Consider the following 15303-nt stretch of genomic DNA (forward strand, 5'->3'; position numbering starts at 1 on the left):
GACCTCACCTAAGCGTCAGAAACTGTATCGTCTCTAAAAACCTAGCCGAGATGCGTCACGGCAACCGCTGGCCCAATCCCCACTCGGGACCGGACCCGCGTCAACGGCCAAACCAAGCCGCCGCCTGCGCATCCCTTCTCACAACACGGTCTTCACTTTTAAAAGATCCCGCGGCTCAAAGCTCTGAGCCGCATCGGCCTGCCCCCGGGCAGCTAATGCCAGGGCAACATTCGGCCGGAATTTCAAGACAGCAACCGCCGGAGACACGCAAACCGACGCACCCTTTCAGGTTCGCTTCGATCCGCCGTTCCGGAGGTTTTTCCGACCCGCCGCCGTCTCAGTCTTGAGCGGCCACCGCGTCGGTGAGCGGTTTATATGCCCATCCCGCCTCGGCGCGCAAGAGGTTTTTTACAGTGGCGTGAATTTTTGTCCGCCCCCCTCCCCGACCGCACGCACCGGCGGGTCGCCGGGGAACCGGATGCCCCAGCCCCGGTTGGCTGCTTCGCTCTCATACGATAAGGACGGAGACGGCACATGGAACTGAAGGGCAAGGTCGCGCTGGTCACCGGCGCGGGATCCGGCATCGGCAAGGCAACCGCGGTGCGCCTCGCCGAGGAGGGGGCGAGCGTCGGCGTGCTCAGCCGCACCGAGGAGGAGGTCCGGGAAACCGTCCGCGAAATCGAGGCGAAGGGCGGCAAGGCGGTGGCGCTCCTCGCCGACGTCGCCGACGCCGAGGCCATGAAGCAGGCCGTGGACAAGCTCGTCGGCACCTATGGCCGGCTGGACATCGTCTTCGCGAACGCGGGCATTAACGGCGTCTGGGCTCCGGTCGATGAACTGCAGCCGGAGGAATGGGACCAGACCATCAACGTCAACCTCCGTGGCACCTATCTGACGGTCCATCACACCGTGCCGCACCTGAAGAAGGCCGGCGCCGGGTCCATCGTCATCACCGCCTCGATCAACGGCACGCGGACCTTCAGCAACGCCGGCACCGTCGCCTATGCCAGCACAAAGGCGGCTCAGGTCGCCATGACGAAGATCCTGGCGCTGGAACTGGCCAAGCACCGCATCCGGGTGAACGTCGTCTGCCCGGGCCGGATCGACACGGAAATCAACGACAACACCCAGCCGCGCCACACGGAGGAGGCGGTGGTTCCCGCCGAATATCCGGAGGGCAAGATCCCCCTGACCGGAGACACGCCGGGCAGCAGCTTCGACGTTGCCGAAACGGTGCTGTTCCTGGTGTCCGACCGCGCCAAGCACATCAGCGGCACGCCCGTATGGATCGACGGGGCTCAATCCCTCCTGGTCTGATGGTGATGCGGGCCCCCTCCCCGGACCGCCCTCGCCTCACCGCCGCCGCAGCCCGCGGACCGCCGTTTCCATCGCCATGCGGCCGCCGCCCTCCACGACGTCGGCCACCGTTCCATGGAAGCGGGCAAAGGCGCCGGCCGCGCGGCCGACCGCCGTGTCCGCCCCGCAGCCTAGCCGGTCGAGCGCCCCGCAGGCCCAGTCGTAATGGCGCGCCTCGTCCTCGGCGCAGCGGTTCAGCAGAGCCGCGACCTCCGGCGGATGGGGCCGCGCCGCGTGGCGGGCGTATTTCTCCTTCGACTGCCATTCATTCGACAGGAACGCCAGCAGCACCGCCCGTTCCCCGCCCGGAAGGCCCGCCGTCTGCACAGCCAGCTTGAACAGCCCGGTGGGGAGATGCGGCATGGCGATCGGCATACCGTTCAGGTCACGGATCAGCGCGGTCAGCTCGCGCACATGGCGTTCGTGATCCTCCCGGAAGGAGGTGAGCGCCTCGCGGAATTCGGGTGTCCGGAGCCCGGAGATGGCCACGGAATAGGCCGGCAGGGCGTCATGCTCGAGTTGCAGAAGATCGGTCAGTTCGGCGTGAAGTGCTGCAGTGTCGCCCCCATTCCTATCCATTGCATCCCTGTCCATCGCGGATCGCATGGTCTGCTCCCTCTGTCCATCTCGTCTGGTTCCGCCGTGAAAACAAGTGCCGCAGGCCTTTGTTGCCCGCCAGCGAGGGCTCCGCACCCAAGGGCGAGACCTTCTCCAAAGGAATTCACGTGTCGGTAACCTCTGGGATGAGATAAGGAGAGGTATATGCAGAAAGTTTGAGCGAAATCCCCAGCAATGTCCCTGCGCGCCCGCATTCTCCTCCTCTGGTCCGCCGCCGTCAGCATCCTGCTGGCGCTCTGCGCCGTGCTCTTCGTCAACCTGGAACATGCGGTGGAGGATGCGGAATGGGTAGAGCGCACCAAGGACATCGTGCTGCTGATCAGCCACATCCAGTCGGACGTGCGCGACGCCGAGACGGGGCAGCGCGGCTATCTCCTGACCGAGCGCTCCACCTACCTTGCCCCCTATGAGAGCGCGGTCAGCACGACCTGGGGCAAGTTCGACCGCGCCGACGCCCTGATGACCAACCCCGGCCAGAAGGCCCGCCTCGCCGCACTCCAGGGGCTCATCCGCGAGAAGCTCGACGAGCTGGGGGAAACCGTGCGGCTCGGCCAGGAGGGCAAGTTCGCCGAGGCCCGGCGCCTCGTGCTCGAGGACCGCGGCCTCGTCCTGATGGGGCGTATCCGCCTGCTCGTCGGCGAGATCGAGGCCGTGCAGGCGGAGCTGCTGGAGACGCGCCGCCGGAACGCGGCCGAGCAGCTTCAGCAAGTCCACAACATCGTCCTGTTCGGCGGCCCGCTGACCGCCGTCTGCCTCGCCCTGCTGGGCCTCACCACGGCGCGGCGCATCGGCCGGCCGCTGGAAGGCCTGCTGGAAGGCACGCGCCAGCTCAGCGCGGGCCGGTTCGAGCATCGCATTCCAGTGGTCCACAACGACGAACTCGGCCTGCTCGCCAAATCCTTCAACGCCATGGCCGAAAGCCAGGCGGAAAGCCTGCGCGCCCGGGAAAGGGCGGACGCGGCGCTGCAGAGGACGAACGTCGAACTGCAGTCGCATGGCCGCTCGGTCGAGCTGCTGGGCAAGATGGCGCAGCGGCTTCAGAGCGTCACGGACGAGCGCGAGTTCGGCGCGGTCGTCCAGCAGTTCGTTCCCAGGGTGCTCACCGGGCTGCCCGGCGCGCTCTACGCCCACAACAACTCGCGCAACCTGCTGGTCCGGCTGGCCGTCTGGGGCGGTGCCGACGCGCCCGCCGAATGCGAGCCGGACGATTGCTGGGCGATGCGCCGGGGGCAGCCGCACGTCGTCACCGGCCATGAGCCGGACATCCGTTGCGCTCACATCGGCGAGGATCACGCCGGCCACGGCGCCGCCGGCTATGCCTGCCTGCCGCTCTCGGCCGGCGGCGACATGATTGGTCTGCTGCACCTGGAGGGCGAGCTGGGCGACGCACAGGCGGACGTGGCTTCGGCCCTGATGGAGAACGTGGCGCTTGCGCTCATGAATCACCGCCTGCGGGCGAGGCTGCGCGAGCAATCGATCCGCGACCCGCTGACCGGCCTGTTCAACCGCCGCTACATGGAGGAGGCGCTCGCCCTGGAGTTCGCCCGGGTAGAGCGCACCGGCGAGCCAGTCGGCATCATCATGGCCGACATCGACCATTTCAAGCGCTTCAACGACACCTTCGGCCACGACGCCGGCGACGCCCTGCTGCAGGCCGTTGGCAAGCTGCTGCATGAGCTGTTCCGCAACGGCGACATCGCCTGCCGCTACGGCGGCGAGGAGCTGACGGTCATTCTGCCGGGCAGCGGCATGGCCGCGCTGGAGGCACGGGCCGAGCAGCTGCTGCGCGCCGTCCGCGAGCTGTCGCTGGTCCACAAGGGCCAGCCGCTGGGCCGGATCACCATCTCGCTCGGCCTCGCGATCCGGCCGGACCATGGCGCCACACCGGCCGCCGTGCTCGCCGCCGCGGACGCCGCGCTGCTGCGGGCCAAGCGGGGCGGACGCGACCGTCTGGAACGCGCGCCGCTGCTGGTGGCCGAACCGGTTTGACTCAGGCCGCCTCGGCGGCCTCGCGCGGAACCAGGGCGGCCGCCGCGAGCATCACCTCCGGCCCAGCGCCAGGGCGGTGGGCGTTTTCGCTGAGATGCCGGCGCCAGGAGCGGGCGCCGGGTAGCCCCTGGAACAGCCCGAGCATGTGGCGGGTGATCGCCGACAGCTGCTGGCCCTTGGATAGCTGCGCCTCGACGTAGGGCACCATAGCTTCCACCACGGCGTGACGTTCGAGGCCGGGCGCACCGCCGAAGAAGCGGCGGTCGGCGTCGGCCAGCAGGTAGGGCGCCTCGTAGGCGGCGCGGCCGATCATCACGCTGTCCACATGGCCCAGCTGCTCCGCCGCCTCGTCCAGCGTGCGGATACCGCCGTTGATGGCGATCTCCAGATGCGGATATTCCCGCTTCAGCCGGTGGACCAGATCGTAGCGCAGCGGCGGGATGTCCCGGTTCTCCTTGGGGCTCAAGCCCTTCAGCCAAGCCTTGCGCGCATGCACGATGAAATGCGTGCAGCCGGCCGCCGACACGGCGCGGACGAAGCCCTCCAGCGTCGGCCATTCCTCCATCTCGTCGATGGCGATGCGCGACTTCACGGTCACCGGGATGGAGACCGCGTCGCGCATGGCGTCGACCAGCCGCGCCACGAGGTCCGGCTCCGCCATCAGGCAGGCGCCGAAACGCCCGGACTGCACGCGGTCGCTCGGGCAGCCGACATTGAGGTTGACCTCGTCATAGCCATGCTCCTGCGCGATGCGGGCGCAGGCCGCGAGGTCCGCCGGCTCCGACCCGCCGAGCTGGAGGGCGACGGGATGCTCCGCCCGGTCGAAGCGCAGGTGCCGCTCGCGGTCGCCGTGCAGGATGGCGCCGGTGGTCACCATCTCGGTGTAGAGCAGCGTGTTCCGCGACAGCAGGCGGTGGAAGTACCGGCAGTGCCGGTCCGTCCAGTCCATCATGGGCGCAACGCTGAGGGGAATAGCCTTTTTCATCAGTAACTTAGCTCGCGCTTCTGCTCGTTCGGTGCCGCCTGGAGCCACAACATCGCCCCACATTTTCCAACATTCCGTTGACGCGGCTCCAACAAGGTTGTCAGGCCGGTACCCATGTTGTCAGGCGACAAAGGCTTTCCATGGGTGCCATGACCGAACGCGTCAAAAAGGACGGAAGACGCTTCTACTTGGCGCAGATCAAGATTGTCCGCAAGGGTGTGATCGTCCATCGGGAAAACCAGACCTTTGAGCGCCGACGGGCGGCGGCTTGGCTGGGAAAGCGCGAGGCGGAGCTGAACGCGCCGGGGGGATCCGGCCTGCCTGAGGCGTGCTCCCCTTCATGCTCGAACACCATCCGAACCGCGCGCTCGCGGACTTCAGGGGCGTATTTGGGTATGCCTGTTTCGTCATGATGACCCCACTCTCTCAGAAAATGGAGCCTCCGGGAAACCCGGCGCGGTTCAATCTGGACCGGAGCGTCAGCCGTGAGCGGGCAGCCAAGCGCGACCATCCCGAAGGCGATCCCCGCCGACTCGAAAGCCCGCGCCGCCTGCTGGAGGATTTCGCGCCGATGGCAGACGAACCAGACCGGGCCAAGTGGCAGCGCGCGATCTCGACGGCGGTCACGGTCTTGCCGGAGCCGGTCGGCATCTGGAGAACGACGCTGCCAGCCTCGACAAGCGCCGCGCTCACGTCGTCCATGGCCTTGATCTGTTAGTCACGCAGATTGCGGGTCATTCGGTCTTTTCCCGTTTCGGTATGCATATGGTGTATCGCGCACTCGTTCAGGCGGGTAGGGGCGGCGTGATTGCGCACCCCCGCCTCGGACTTTCACAGCAAATCGCCCTGGAACTGTGCGGACGACAGGTCGAGGTTCAGGCCCGCCTTGGCGTAGACCGCCTTCAGGTTCTCCATGGCGGCCCGCCGTCCGCCGGTTTTTACGATGTGGTCCATGGTCCGGTTGGCGGCGTTCAGTTCCATCACCCGCACCCGCCGCTCGGCGAGCGTGAGCGTGTTCACAGCCGGCGCGGTGCCGTCCAACACGTCCAACGCCCACTGCCGGAACTTCTTGGCCCGCTCCGTCTTCGCCAGCATCGCCATCAGGTAGCATCCGCGGGCGGAGAAGATGCGAACCTGCTGCGGGCCGCAGGCCGTCTCCATCGTCAGTATCGTGGTCATGGCGTCCGTGAACTCGTCACGGTTCTTGTCGTAGACCCGGCGCAATGCCCCAGGGCTCCGAATCCAGGTTAACGGATTTTCACGTTGAGGATGCCGTGGAGGTAATCAGTGTCCCATCCCGCGATTTTTCGTCGGAGCTTGATGCTGGTGGGTTTTGGTTGTGCGGACGTTGCGGTGCGACGCCGCAAGCCGGACCGTTGCCTCGAAGGCTCCTGGGCGGTTCGGACGAGGTTGATGGCGAAGTGGCGGATGACAGCCATGTTCATGGCGCCATGGCCTTTGCGCAGGCGGGACTGGTCGTCCTTGAAGACGACGTCGAGAACCCAGTGGAGTTGGTTTTCGATGCCCCAATGGCCGCGCACGGCCTCAGCGGCCACCTGGGCAGAGAACGTGGCCGAGGTGATGTAGTAGCGGGTTTCGAAGCGGCAGCGGTCCTTCAACTCGACTTGACTGCGCACGCGCACAAGAGCGGCGACGTCGGGCAGCCTCAGGTCGCCGGGAAAGCGGCGCCCACCTTGCAGCCAGTCCACTTCCCGGGCGAGCGTGACGGTCCGTTGCTCGATCCGCCCATGGCCCTTGTCGACGCTGACCACCTGCTCCAGCAGGGACTCCGGAGCCGTGGTGAAATAGTCCTCGATCTCCGCGCGCAGACTTGGCTGGTTGGCTTTGACCGCCAGCAGATACTCGGCCCCGGCGTCCCGGACCGCCTGGGCGATGGTCGCGTTGCAGGCGATGGCGTCGATGCTGACGACCGCGCCCTTGAGCCCGTCGGCCGCCGCCAGCCGCTCCAGCAGCGGTGGAATGGCGGCGAGTTCGTTCGCCTTGTCGGCCACGGCTTCCTGGCCGAGGACCAGCCGGCTGGTGGTGGCGAAGGCGGAGACGAGGTGCAGTGGCGGCTGACCGGCACCGCGGTCGTGGCTGCGCCGGGAGGTCTTACCGTCAATGGCCACCAGGTCGGGCCGGTCGGGCCAGACCTCGCGCACCCAGGCCGTGAAGCAGTCCTGGAACAACGCCGGGTTGATCCGGTTCATGAACAGGGTCAGCCAGCGGCCGCTCGGCACCCCGCGATCATAGGGCAGCAAACGCCGCAGGAATTCCAGCTGGCTCTCTCCCCATGCCGCGATCGCCTCGTAGTCCTCACAATCCGCAATCGTTCCGCATACCGTCAGGAGAAGAAGCTCCGGCAGCGGGTAGGCGACCCGCCAGGGCTCGCGCGGGTCATCGATCGCCGAAAAATGATCCAAAAGCGCTTTCAGCCGCGATGTTCCGCCAAACTCGGCATCCAGAGAGGTCATGGCTTCTCACCAAAGGTCGCGGTGACCCCACCGAATCAGAAACCCTCACCAGCGTAAAGCCTCGTTAACCCGAGTTCGGAACCCTGCGCAATGCCCGCTCGACATTGACAAAGGGGGTGACAGAAGTGTCATCCCCTTTGATGCCGTAGAGAGCGCGGACCAGATCGGGGAAGGCGATCCAGGGACGCCCCGCCCGATCCACAACCGACAGGCACACCCCGTCGAACTCCACCACAGAAGGGAGCATGTTTAGGTCTCCAGTACGGCGGCCGGTGGTCCACCCGACACGCTCAGGGATCGCATTCGCGATACGACCGCCGCATTGAAGCTCGGCAAATCTCATATCGCGTGTTCCGCCAGACCACCCAGCGGGGACCGAAGATCAATTCTAGGATTTCCGCCCGCTCGGCGGTATTCGCTGTAGGAACGATAGACGTTTGGCATTTTCAGGCCAAAACCACACCGAAGGTCTACATTCGCCCTATGCCACGCCCATGCTCTGAGCGGCCAGCATAACTTGCCAGACATGCCGGGCTCGCCAGTCGGTGCCCTGGACCGGCCCGCCCTCCTCTTCGGGGCGGGTGATCATCTGGTCGTAGAGAACCCGGAGCTTCACGGCGATCCCGCCGGATGTTTGCGGGTCCGCCTCCTCGATGGCCTCCTCCACCTTCTCCAGCCGGGCAGTCAGGTCGTCGTAGCGGGGCTCATTGTAACGCTTGGCCTCCCACATTATCCGGCGCTCCGCCTGGATCTCCCGGTACTTCTCCCCCAGCAGGAGGAGCGCCGCGTCGGGCTGATTGGAGTCGGCGACCGCGCACAGCCGCTGAAGGTGTTCGGCGAAGGCGGGTTCGGCGCCGGCGGCGGGGAGCGCCAGCGGGACGGACGCGGCAGTAGCGGCAACGGGCGGCGTGGCGGCCTGGGCGAGGAAGGCGCGGCGGGTCTTGTTCATGGTGGCGCCCTCCTTCAGGCGGTCAGCGGGAAGTTGAGCCGAGCCGCCGCGACCTTCCGCGACTTCTCGAAGAGCGGTCGGAGCAGTTTGTCGGTCCAGCCCGCATCATCGACCGGCGGGTAATCCACTTCGGTGACCTGCCTGTTGCTCAGCCCGCCATGTGTGTGGTGGAAGCTGGCATAGGTCTGGAGCAAGGCGTCCTCCCCCGTCGCCGGGTCCAAGGCCATCAGGGCTTCATAGGCGGCGTCGATCCGGACAAAGGCCGCGTCCACCTCCTCGTCGCTTATGCCGGGCACGGACGTACTCCAAAGCGTTTCAGCCCAGCGATCGAAGTACGCTCTCTTTTTTCAGAATGCCGGGATCGGATTGGTTCGAAATCAATTGGAACACGGCCAGCGTCGTATCTTGTCGACTTTTCCACGCTTACGTCCGGGAGGTTAATGGTGCCTTCCGCGTTGTCGAACGCTCATCAAAGGGCGAGCTATCCTTATTCCCGGTGAGAGTGCTGAAGCAGTCTCACTGGACGAACGGTTCATGAGCGCTACTCGCTAGCAGGGATCGTACTTGCCCCTACGAAGAAGGCCGCCCAGTGAGGGGCAGTCCATTTCTGTAACTACGATTAATGTGGGCGCCTCCATTTTTTGGCGCTACATTAAGTCCCATGAAGATCACCTGCGATCCCGCGAAGCGCGCCGCCACTTTAGCTGACCGAGGGCTGGATTTTGAGGACGCTGCCGAGGTGTTCGCCGGCTTCACCCTCGACGGGCCGGACGACCGCTTCGACTATGGCGAAACCCGCATGGTCACTGTCGGTCACCTTCGCGGTCGCATGGTGATCGTTGTCTGGACGCAACGTGGCGAGGCTCGCCACATCATCTCCATGAGGAAGGCCAATGAGCGAGAACAAGCACGATATCGGCAGCAATCTGGCGAAGGTTGACGCCCACACCATCCAGCCGGCGGAATACGACGAGGCCCCCGAACTGGACGATGAGTGGTTTGCCGACGCCACCATCCATGAGGACGGACGGCTGGTGCCGCGAGGGCGCCCACGGCTCGAAAACCCCAAGCAGCAGGTCACCCTGCGGCTGGACGCCGAGGTCGTGGAACGGTTCAAAGCGGACGGCCCCGGCTGGCAGACGCGCATCAACGACGCCCTCCGGAAGTCGGCTGGGCTCTGACGGCCACGCCCGAACAGACTGAAGACCACATGTGGGCCGCCCCGTAGAGGAGCGGCCCTTACCCTTCCTGCGCCCCCTGCTCCCGCTTCCAGGCCATCCGCTCATCGTCAAGCTGGGTGACTATCTCGTGCAGGAACTCGAACTCCTCTCCGACGATACCGTACCGGGCGGCGAAGCGGTCGATCAGCCGCCAGGGGATGCGCCCAGGGACCAGCTCCACCATCATCCCGTCCATGGGAAGGGCTGTCGGTAGGGAGTGCTGGGGCCGGTCTGCGTGGAAGCGCCAGAAGGCGTGCCAGACCGTCCCGGCCCATTCCGGCAGTTCGGCCGGCTCGGATCGTCCGCTTCCGCCTGGGCGAGGAGGAACGCGGCGTCCGGCTCCTCCTCCGCCACCTCAGCCAGCCAGTTGCGGGTTTCGGTCCTGCGCGTCAAGCGGTCGCGAAGGACGGCGCGGAGTTTCCCGCGACCTCCTCTTGGAACTCGACCTGGCGGCGTTACCCCTCGGCCGTCTCCGCCGCGTCGGGCAGCGTCGCCGGAGCCTGCGGGACCCGCGAGCGGAAGCCGGTGACGGTTTTGCGCAGTTCCTCCAGCACGAGGCTCTGCGTGGCGTCCAGCCCGCCCTTGGCCCGGTGGACGAGGACGAGCGGGTGGCGCGGCGCGCGGTCGAGCAGCGGCAGGAAGACCAGCTCCCCGCGCCGGCACTCCACATGCACGTCCAGCTCGTTGAGGAAGGTCACGGACTGGCTGCGCGAGGCCGTCTGTTTCAGCAGGTCGAGCGAGTTGGTCTCGATCGCCATGTCGGTCGGGATGCCGCCGCGCTCCAGCACGTCGGCGACCAGCCGCCCGATGGTCAGGCTTCGGTCCGGCACGATCAGCGGGTAGGACAGGCATTCGCTCACATACACCGCCTCCTTCCCCGCCAGCGGATGGCCGGGCGCCACGACGGCCCCGACCTGGAGGCCGATGGAGGCGGCGACGCGCAGCTTGGGGTCATAGGGCAGGCTGAAGCCGAAGCCGATGTCCGCCTCGCCCGAGGTGACCGCCCCCACCACCTGCGCCAGGGACTGCGCCATGATCACGAGCTTCACGAAGGGGTGGCGCTCGCGCATCCAGATGACCGTGTCCGGCAGCACCGTGTTGGCGAGCCCCGCCATGGTGGCGATGCGCACCAGCCCGCGGCGCTGCCCCTTCAGGTCCACCAGCCGCGAGCGCAGCAGCGCGTGCTCCCGCAGGGTCTGGCGGACATGGGCGATCATCAGCTCCCCCGTCGCGGTCAGCCGCAGCCGGCGCGGCAGCCGCTCGAACAGTGGCGCGCCGATCTCCTCCTCCAGCGCCAGAATCTGCCGGTTGATGGAGGAGGCCGCGACGTTGAGCTTGTCCGCCGCCTTCCGGATCGACCCCGCCCGCGCGACCTCGTCCAGATAGACCAGCATGCGGGAATGCAGCACCCTCAACCCCCTACCGATGCCTTTCAGGCAACAGTATGCATGCTTTTTGATGCTTCTCAAGCGTCGCTCCATCGCCTGTAATGAGGCCGTAGCGCACCGAACCGACGCCCTCGAAGGCCAGGTTCCTCTCCCGAAATGTCCCCCCTCTCGAACCGGCCCCCTCGGGCCGGAACGCAACCGCCTTGCCAATTCGGCCCCTCGCCAATCGGTCCTTGTCCAAATTCGGAGTTGTGGAATGGGAATGTTCGATCCGGCCCGCCGCCGCGTCCTGTTCGGCGCCGCCGCCCTCGCACTGGCCCTCGGGGGCCAAAGCGGTCCCGCCCGCGCGGCGGAGAAGGTCACCTTCCTGACGAGCTGGTTCGCCCAGGGCGAACATGGCGGCTTCTACCAGGCCAAGGCGACCGGCCTTTACGAGAAGGCCGGGCTGGACGTCACCATCCGCATGGGCGGGCCGCAGGTGAACGGCCTGCAGCTCCTGGTGGCCGGCGAGGCCGACATCATCATGGGCTACGACATCCAGACGCTGAAGGCGATCGAGAACGGCCTGCCGGTGCAGACCGTGGCAGCCTCCTTCCAGTTCGACCTTCAAGGCATCATGACCCATGCCGACGTGGAATCGCTGGCCGGGCTGAAGGACCGCAAGATCCTCCTCGCCACCTCCTCGCGCACCACCTTCTGGCCCTGGCTGAAGGCCAATTTCGGCTTCACCGACGCGCAGAGCGCCCCCTACACCTTCAATCTCCAGCCCTTCCTGCTCGACCCGAACGCCGCCGTGCAGGCCTACCCGTCCTCCGAACCCTTCGAGGCGCGCAAGCAGGGCGCCAAGGTGAAATTCTTCGCCCTGGCGGGGGCCGGCTACCCGCCCTACGGCACGACCATGGTCACCACCCGCAAGACGGTCGCCGAGCGGCCGGACATGGTGCGCCGCTTCGTGAAGGCGACGCTGGAGGGCTGGAGGAGCTACCTGGAGAACCCGGCGCCGGCCAATGCGCTCATCAAGCAGGACAACCCGAAGATGACCGACGACCGGCTCGCCTTCGCGGTGGAGCAGCTCAAGGCCCTGAAGGCGCTGGACGGCGGCGACGCGGCCGTCGCCGGCATCGGCACCATGACCGAGGCGCGCTGGAAGGAGACCTACGATTTCCTGGTCGGGACGGAGCTGCTGAAGGCCTCCACCGACTGGAAGAGCGCCTTCACGACGGAGTTCGTGAAGGATCTGCGCGTCGGCGTCCAATGAAGCACCAGGAAGCCAGCTTGCGCGTGGTCTCGGCCTCTCCGGCTCCGACCGCCGCCGATCCGGCGGAAGCCCCGCCGGTCGTGGACATCCTTTCGGCGGAAAAGGTCTTCGCCAACGGCATGCGGGGCCTGGCCCCCATCGACCTGACCATCCGCCAGGGCGAGTTCGTGAGCCTGATCGGCCCGTCGGGCTGCGGCAAGAGCACGCTGCTGAAGCTGGTCGCCAACCTGCACCAGCCGAGCGACGGGCGCATCGCCTGGTGGCGCGGCGACTTCCGCCGGGTGGGCGAGGCGGGACGGCGGCTGGCCTTCGTCTTCCAGGACCCGACGCTGATGCCCTGGGCGCGGGTGGACGCCAACGTCCGCCTGCCGCTCGACCTCGCGGGCGTGCCGAGGGCCGGGGCCGCGCCGCGCGTCGCGGCGGCGCTGGAGCAGGTCGGGCTCGGCCGCCACGGCCGCCACTACCCGCGCCAGCTCTCCGGCGGCATGCGCATGCGCGTCTCCATCGCCCGCGCGCTCGTCACCGAACCGAACCTGCTGCTGATGGACGAGCCCTTCGGCGCGCTGGACGAGTTCACCCGCAACAAGCTGGACGACGACCTCGTCCAGCTCTCCTGGGAGCGGCAACTCACCACCGTCTTCGTCACCCATTCCATCTACGAGGCGGTGTTCCTGTCCACCCGCGTCATCGTGATGGCCGCCAATCCTGGCCGCGTCTTCCACGAGTTCGCGATCGACGAGCCGATGCCGCGCGGCGACGCCTTCCGCGGCAGCGCCCGCTTCGCGGAGCTGTGCCGCGGCCTGTCGGCGGTGCTGACCGAGGCCTCCATCGCCAGCCAGCGGAGGGACTGAGATGCGCCCGTCCATCAAGAAACCCCTGATGGGGCAGGAATGGTTCGTCCGCTTCGCCTCGCCCGCCCTGGTCGGCGTGCTGCTGCTCGCCGTCTGGCAGGCGGCCTGCCGGATGAACGAGGTTCCCGTCTATCTCTTCCCCGCCCCGACCGACATCATGGCGACCTTGGCGCGGGAATGGCCGGCGCTGATCGGCGCGCTCGGCAGCACATTGGCGGTGACGCTGAAGGCCTTCGCGCTGGCCGTGCTCTTCGGCACGGGCCTCGCCTTCCTCTTCGTGCAGAGCCGCTTCATCGAGTTCAGCCTGTTCCCCTACGCGATCCTCCTGCAGGTGACGCCCATCGCTGCCGTGGCGCCCCTGATCATCATCCTGGTCAAGGACACCTCGACGGCCCTGACCGTCTGCGCGGCGGTGATCGCGGTCTTCCCGATCATCTCCAACACGACGCTGGGGCTGAAGAGCGTCGATCCGGGCCTGCTGAGCTTCTTCCGCATGAACAAGGCCGGGCGGCTGCAAACCCTGTGGCGGCTGCGCATCCCCAGCGCCCTGCCCTTCTTCCTGGCGGGGCTGCGCATCTCCTGCGGCCTGTCGCTGATCGGCGCGGTGGTGGCGGAGTTCGTCGCCGGCACCGGCGGGCGCAGCGCCGGCCTCGCCTACGAGATCCTGCAATCGAGCTTCCAGCTCGATATTCCCCGCATGTTCGCCGCCCTCTTCCTCATCACCGTCACGGGCATCGGCCTTTTCCTCCTGATGGCCGGCCTGTCCCGCCTGCTGCTCGGCCATTGGCACGAGAGCGCAATGGAGAGCGAATCGTGAAGTCCCCCGTCAACTTGCCTGCAAAGTCTCTGGTCATCCGGGGCGCCCACGGCATCCTCACCGGCCGCGCCGGCGTCGGGGAGCGCGCCTCCGGCGACATCCGCGTCGCCGACGGCATCATCGCGGAGATCGGCGAAGTCGAGGCCCGGCCCGGCGACACGGTGCTCGACGCGCGCGGCTGCGTCGTCTATCCGGGGCTGATCTCCACCCACCATCACCTGTTCCAGAGCGTGCTGAAGGGCGTGCGGGCCGGGATCGACCTGCCGCTGGAGGGCTGGCTGCGCACCGTCCCCTACAGCCACTGGCACAAGCTGGACGAGGAGGCGCTGGCCGTCGCCGCCACCATCGGCTACGCGGAGCTGCTGCTGTCCGGCACGACGACGGTGGCCGACCACCATTACCTTTTCGCCGACAGCTACCGCTTCGATCCGGCGGAGGTGCTGTTCGACCGGGCGGAACGGATGGGCGTCCGGCTGGTGCTGGCGCGCGGCGGGGCGACGAAGGCCCGCAGCTTCGACATCCCCGGCACCCACCCCATGCCGACCGAGACGCTGGACGCCATGATCCGCAACGTCGGCGACCTCGCCGCGCGCTTCCATGACACGCGGCCCGATTCCATGCGCCGCGTCGCCTTCGCCCCCACCACCCCGCCCTGGGCGGTCGAGCCCGGCGAGCTGGACGTGATCGCCGGGGCGGCGCGCGACATGGGGGTGAAGCTGCACAGCCACCTGTCGGAGACGCGCAACTACGTGGACTATTGCCTGGAGGTCCACGGCATGCGCCCGATTCCCTGGGTGGCGGAGCATGGCTGGCTCGGCCCCGACGTGTGGTTCGCCCACCTCGTGCACATGGACGAGTCCGAGATGCGGATGCTGGCGGAGACCGGCACCGGCATGGCGCACTGCCCGCAGAGCAACTGCCGCCTCGGCTCCGGCGTGGCGCCGGCCGACCTCCTCGACCGCATGGGCGGCCGGGTGTCGCTGGCGGTGGACGGTGCGGCCTCCAACGAATCCTGCGACATGATCAGCGAGATGCACACCGCCTGGCAGGTTCACCGCGCCGCCAAGGGCGCCGCCGCCGTCCGGGCCGAGGACGTGCTGCGCTGGGCCACCGCCGGCGGCGCCGACGTGCTGGGCCTGCCCGCCGTCGGCACGGTCGAGGTCGGCAAGGCGGCCGACCTCGCCGTCTTCGACCTGTCGCTCCCCCGCTACGCCGGGCTGCACGACCCGCTCATCGGCCCGGTCATCGGCGGCGGCGGCGCGCTCGCCCGCCATGTGCTGGTCGCCGGCCGCCCGGTCGTCGAGAACGGCGCCATCCCCGGCCTGGACCTGCCCGCTCTGGCCGCCCGCGCCGCCCGCGTGGTCGCGCGCATCACCGCCTGACAATCCTCCTCCTCCC

Annotated in this window: 19 protein-coding genes; 9 read left to right on the top strand and 10 right to left on the bottom strand. The window is 67.5% G+C overall.

Annotation, left to right across the window (positions count from 1 at the left end):
• Positions 1-534 precede the first annotated feature (534 nt).
• On the top strand, positions 535-1317 hold the full coding sequence (locus JUB11_RS08750) for an SDR family NAD(P)-dependent oxidoreductase (protein ID WP_207458143.1): 783 nt from the start codon (positions 535-537) through the stop codon (positions 1315-1317).
• A 36-nt stretch (positions 1318-1353) separates the two neighbouring features.
• Here the strand turns inward: JUB11_RS08750 and JUB11_RS08755 are convergent, their stop codons facing one another.
• Positions 1354-1935, bottom strand: a complete 582-nt coding sequence (locus tag JUB11_RS08755) for a ferritin-like domain-containing protein (RefSeq protein ID WP_207458144.1) — start codon at positions 1933-1935, stop codon at positions 1354-1356.
• A 213-nt stretch (positions 1936-2148) separates the two neighbouring features.
• Here JUB11_RS08755 and JUB11_RS08760 point away from each other — a divergent pair, with 213 nt between their 5' ends.
• On the top strand, positions 2149-3963 hold the full coding sequence (locus JUB11_RS08760; RefSeq protein ID WP_207458145.1) for a diguanylate cyclase: 1815 nt from the start codon (positions 2149-2151) through the stop codon (positions 3961-3963).
• A 1-nt stretch (position 3964) separates the two neighbouring features.
• Here JUB11_RS08760 and dusA read toward each other — a convergent pair whose 3' ends face one another.
• Both dusA and JUB11_RS08770 read right to left on the bottom strand, forming a co-directional pair.
• Positions 3965-4915: a tRNA dihydrouridine(20/20a) synthase DusA gene (gene dusA / locus JUB11_RS08765; RefSeq protein WP_247886935.1), complete on the bottom strand. Its 951-nt coding sequence runs from the start codon at positions 4913-4915 to the stop codon at positions 3965-3967.
• Between the two features lie 32 nt (positions 4916-4947).
• Positions 4948-5178 carry a hypothetical protein gene (locus JUB11_RS08770; RefSeq protein ID WP_207458278.1) on the bottom strand — a complete coding sequence of 77 codons (231 nt, stop codon included), beginning with the start codon at positions 5176-5178 and terminating at the stop codon, positions 4948-4950.
• Between the two features lie 110 nt (positions 5179-5288).
• On the opposite strand from JUB11_RS08770, the gene JUB11_RS08775 reads away from it, so the two are divergent.
• Positions 5289-5666 (top strand): hypothetical protein, encoded by a 378-nt coding sequence (locus tag JUB11_RS08775; protein WP_207458279.1) that lies wholly within the window; start codon positions 5289-5291, stop codon positions 5664-5666.
• 113 nt (positions 5667-5779) lie between these two features.
• Here the strand turns inward: JUB11_RS08775 and JUB11_RS08780 are convergent, their stop codons facing one another.
• The 5 genes from JUB11_RS08780 to JUB11_RS08800 all read right to left on the bottom strand — a co-directional run bounded on the left by JUB11_RS08780 (position 5780) and on the right by JUB11_RS08800 (position 8667).
• Positions 5780-6172 carry a hypothetical protein gene (locus tag JUB11_RS08780; RefSeq protein ID WP_207458147.1) on the bottom strand — a complete coding sequence of 131 codons (393 nt, stop codon included), beginning with the start codon at positions 6170-6172 and terminating at the stop codon, positions 5780-5782.
• A 23-nt stretch (positions 6173-6195) separates the two neighbouring features.
• Entirely contained in the window at positions 6196-7422 is a 1227-nt protein-coding gene (locus tag JUB11_RS08785; protein WP_207458148.1) for an ISAs1 family transposase, read from the bottom strand.
• 64 nt (positions 7423-7486) lie between these two features.
• A complete protein-coding gene (locus JUB11_RS08790; protein ID WP_207458149.1) occupies positions 7487-7669 on the bottom strand; it encodes a hypothetical protein in 183 nt (60 codons plus the stop codon).
• A gap of 234 nt (positions 7670-7903) precedes the next feature.
• Positions 7904-8371, bottom strand: coding sequence for a hypothetical protein (locus tag JUB11_RS08795; RefSeq protein ID WP_207458150.1), 468 nt, complete (start codon positions 8369-8371; stop codon positions 7904-7906).
• Between the two features lie 14 nt (positions 8372-8385).
• A complete protein-coding gene (locus JUB11_RS08800) occupies positions 8386-8667 on the bottom strand; it encodes a hypothetical protein (protein WP_207458151.1) in 282 nt (93 codons plus the stop codon).
• Positions 8668-9032: 365 nt separating this feature from the next.
• Between JUB11_RS08800 and JUB11_RS08805 the strand changes: the two genes are divergently transcribed.
• A complete protein-coding gene (locus tag JUB11_RS08805) occupies positions 9033-9311 on the top strand; it encodes a BrnT family toxin (RefSeq protein ID WP_207458152.1) in 279 nt (92 codons plus the stop codon).
• Complete coding sequence (locus JUB11_RS08810; RefSeq protein WP_207458153.1) at positions 9265-9552, top strand: BrnA antitoxin family protein; 288 nt, start codon at positions 9265-9267, stop codon at positions 9550-9552. The genes JUB11_RS08805 and JUB11_RS08810 overlap by 47 nt, the downstream gene beginning before the upstream one ends.
• 58 nt (positions 9553-9610) lie before the next feature.
• Here JUB11_RS08810 and JUB11_RS08815 read toward each other — a convergent pair whose 3' ends face one another.
• A complete protein-coding gene (locus tag JUB11_RS08815) occupies positions 9611-9787 on the bottom strand; it encodes a hypothetical protein (protein ID WP_207458154.1) in 177 nt (58 codons plus the stop codon).
• A gap of 259 nt (positions 9788-10046) precedes the next feature.
• Entirely contained in the window at positions 10047-11000 is a 954-nt protein-coding gene (locus tag JUB11_RS08820) for a LysR family transcriptional regulator (RefSeq protein ID WP_207458155.1), read from the bottom strand.
• Positions 11001-11235: 235 nt separating this feature from the next.
• Here JUB11_RS08820 and JUB11_RS08825 point away from each other — a divergent pair, with 235 nt between their 5' ends.
• The 4 genes from JUB11_RS08825 (at position 11236) to JUB11_RS08840 (ending at position 15287) form a co-directional block, all read left to right on the top strand.
• Complete coding sequence (locus JUB11_RS08825; protein WP_247886936.1) at positions 11236-12237, top strand: ABC transporter substrate-binding protein; 1002 nt, start codon at positions 11236-11238, stop codon at positions 12235-12237.
• A gap of 119 nt (positions 12238-12356) precedes the next feature.
• Positions 12357-13088, top strand: coding sequence for an ABC transporter ATP-binding protein (locus JUB11_RS08830; RefSeq protein WP_247886949.1), 732 nt, complete (start codon positions 12357-12359; stop codon positions 13086-13088).
• Between the two features lie 28 nt (positions 13089-13116).
• Complete coding sequence (locus tag JUB11_RS08835; RefSeq protein ID WP_207458266.1) at positions 13117-13905, top strand: ABC transporter permease; 789 nt, start codon at positions 13117-13119, stop codon at positions 13903-13905.
• The gene (locus JUB11_RS08840; RefSeq protein ID WP_348771393.1) at positions 13902-15287 is read left to right on the top strand and encodes an amidohydrolase family protein; all 1386 of its coding nucleotides are present in this window, start codon (positions 13902-13904) and stop codon (positions 15285-15287) included. The genes JUB11_RS08835 and JUB11_RS08840 overlap by 4 nt, the downstream gene beginning before the upstream one ends.
• The last annotated feature ends 16 nt before the right edge of the window (positions 15288-15303 follow it).

This window comes from Azospirillum sp. SYSU D00513, from assembly GCF_017356015.1.
Lineage (GTDB): Bacteria > Pseudomonadota > Alphaproteobacteria > Azospirillales > Azospirillaceae > Azospirillum.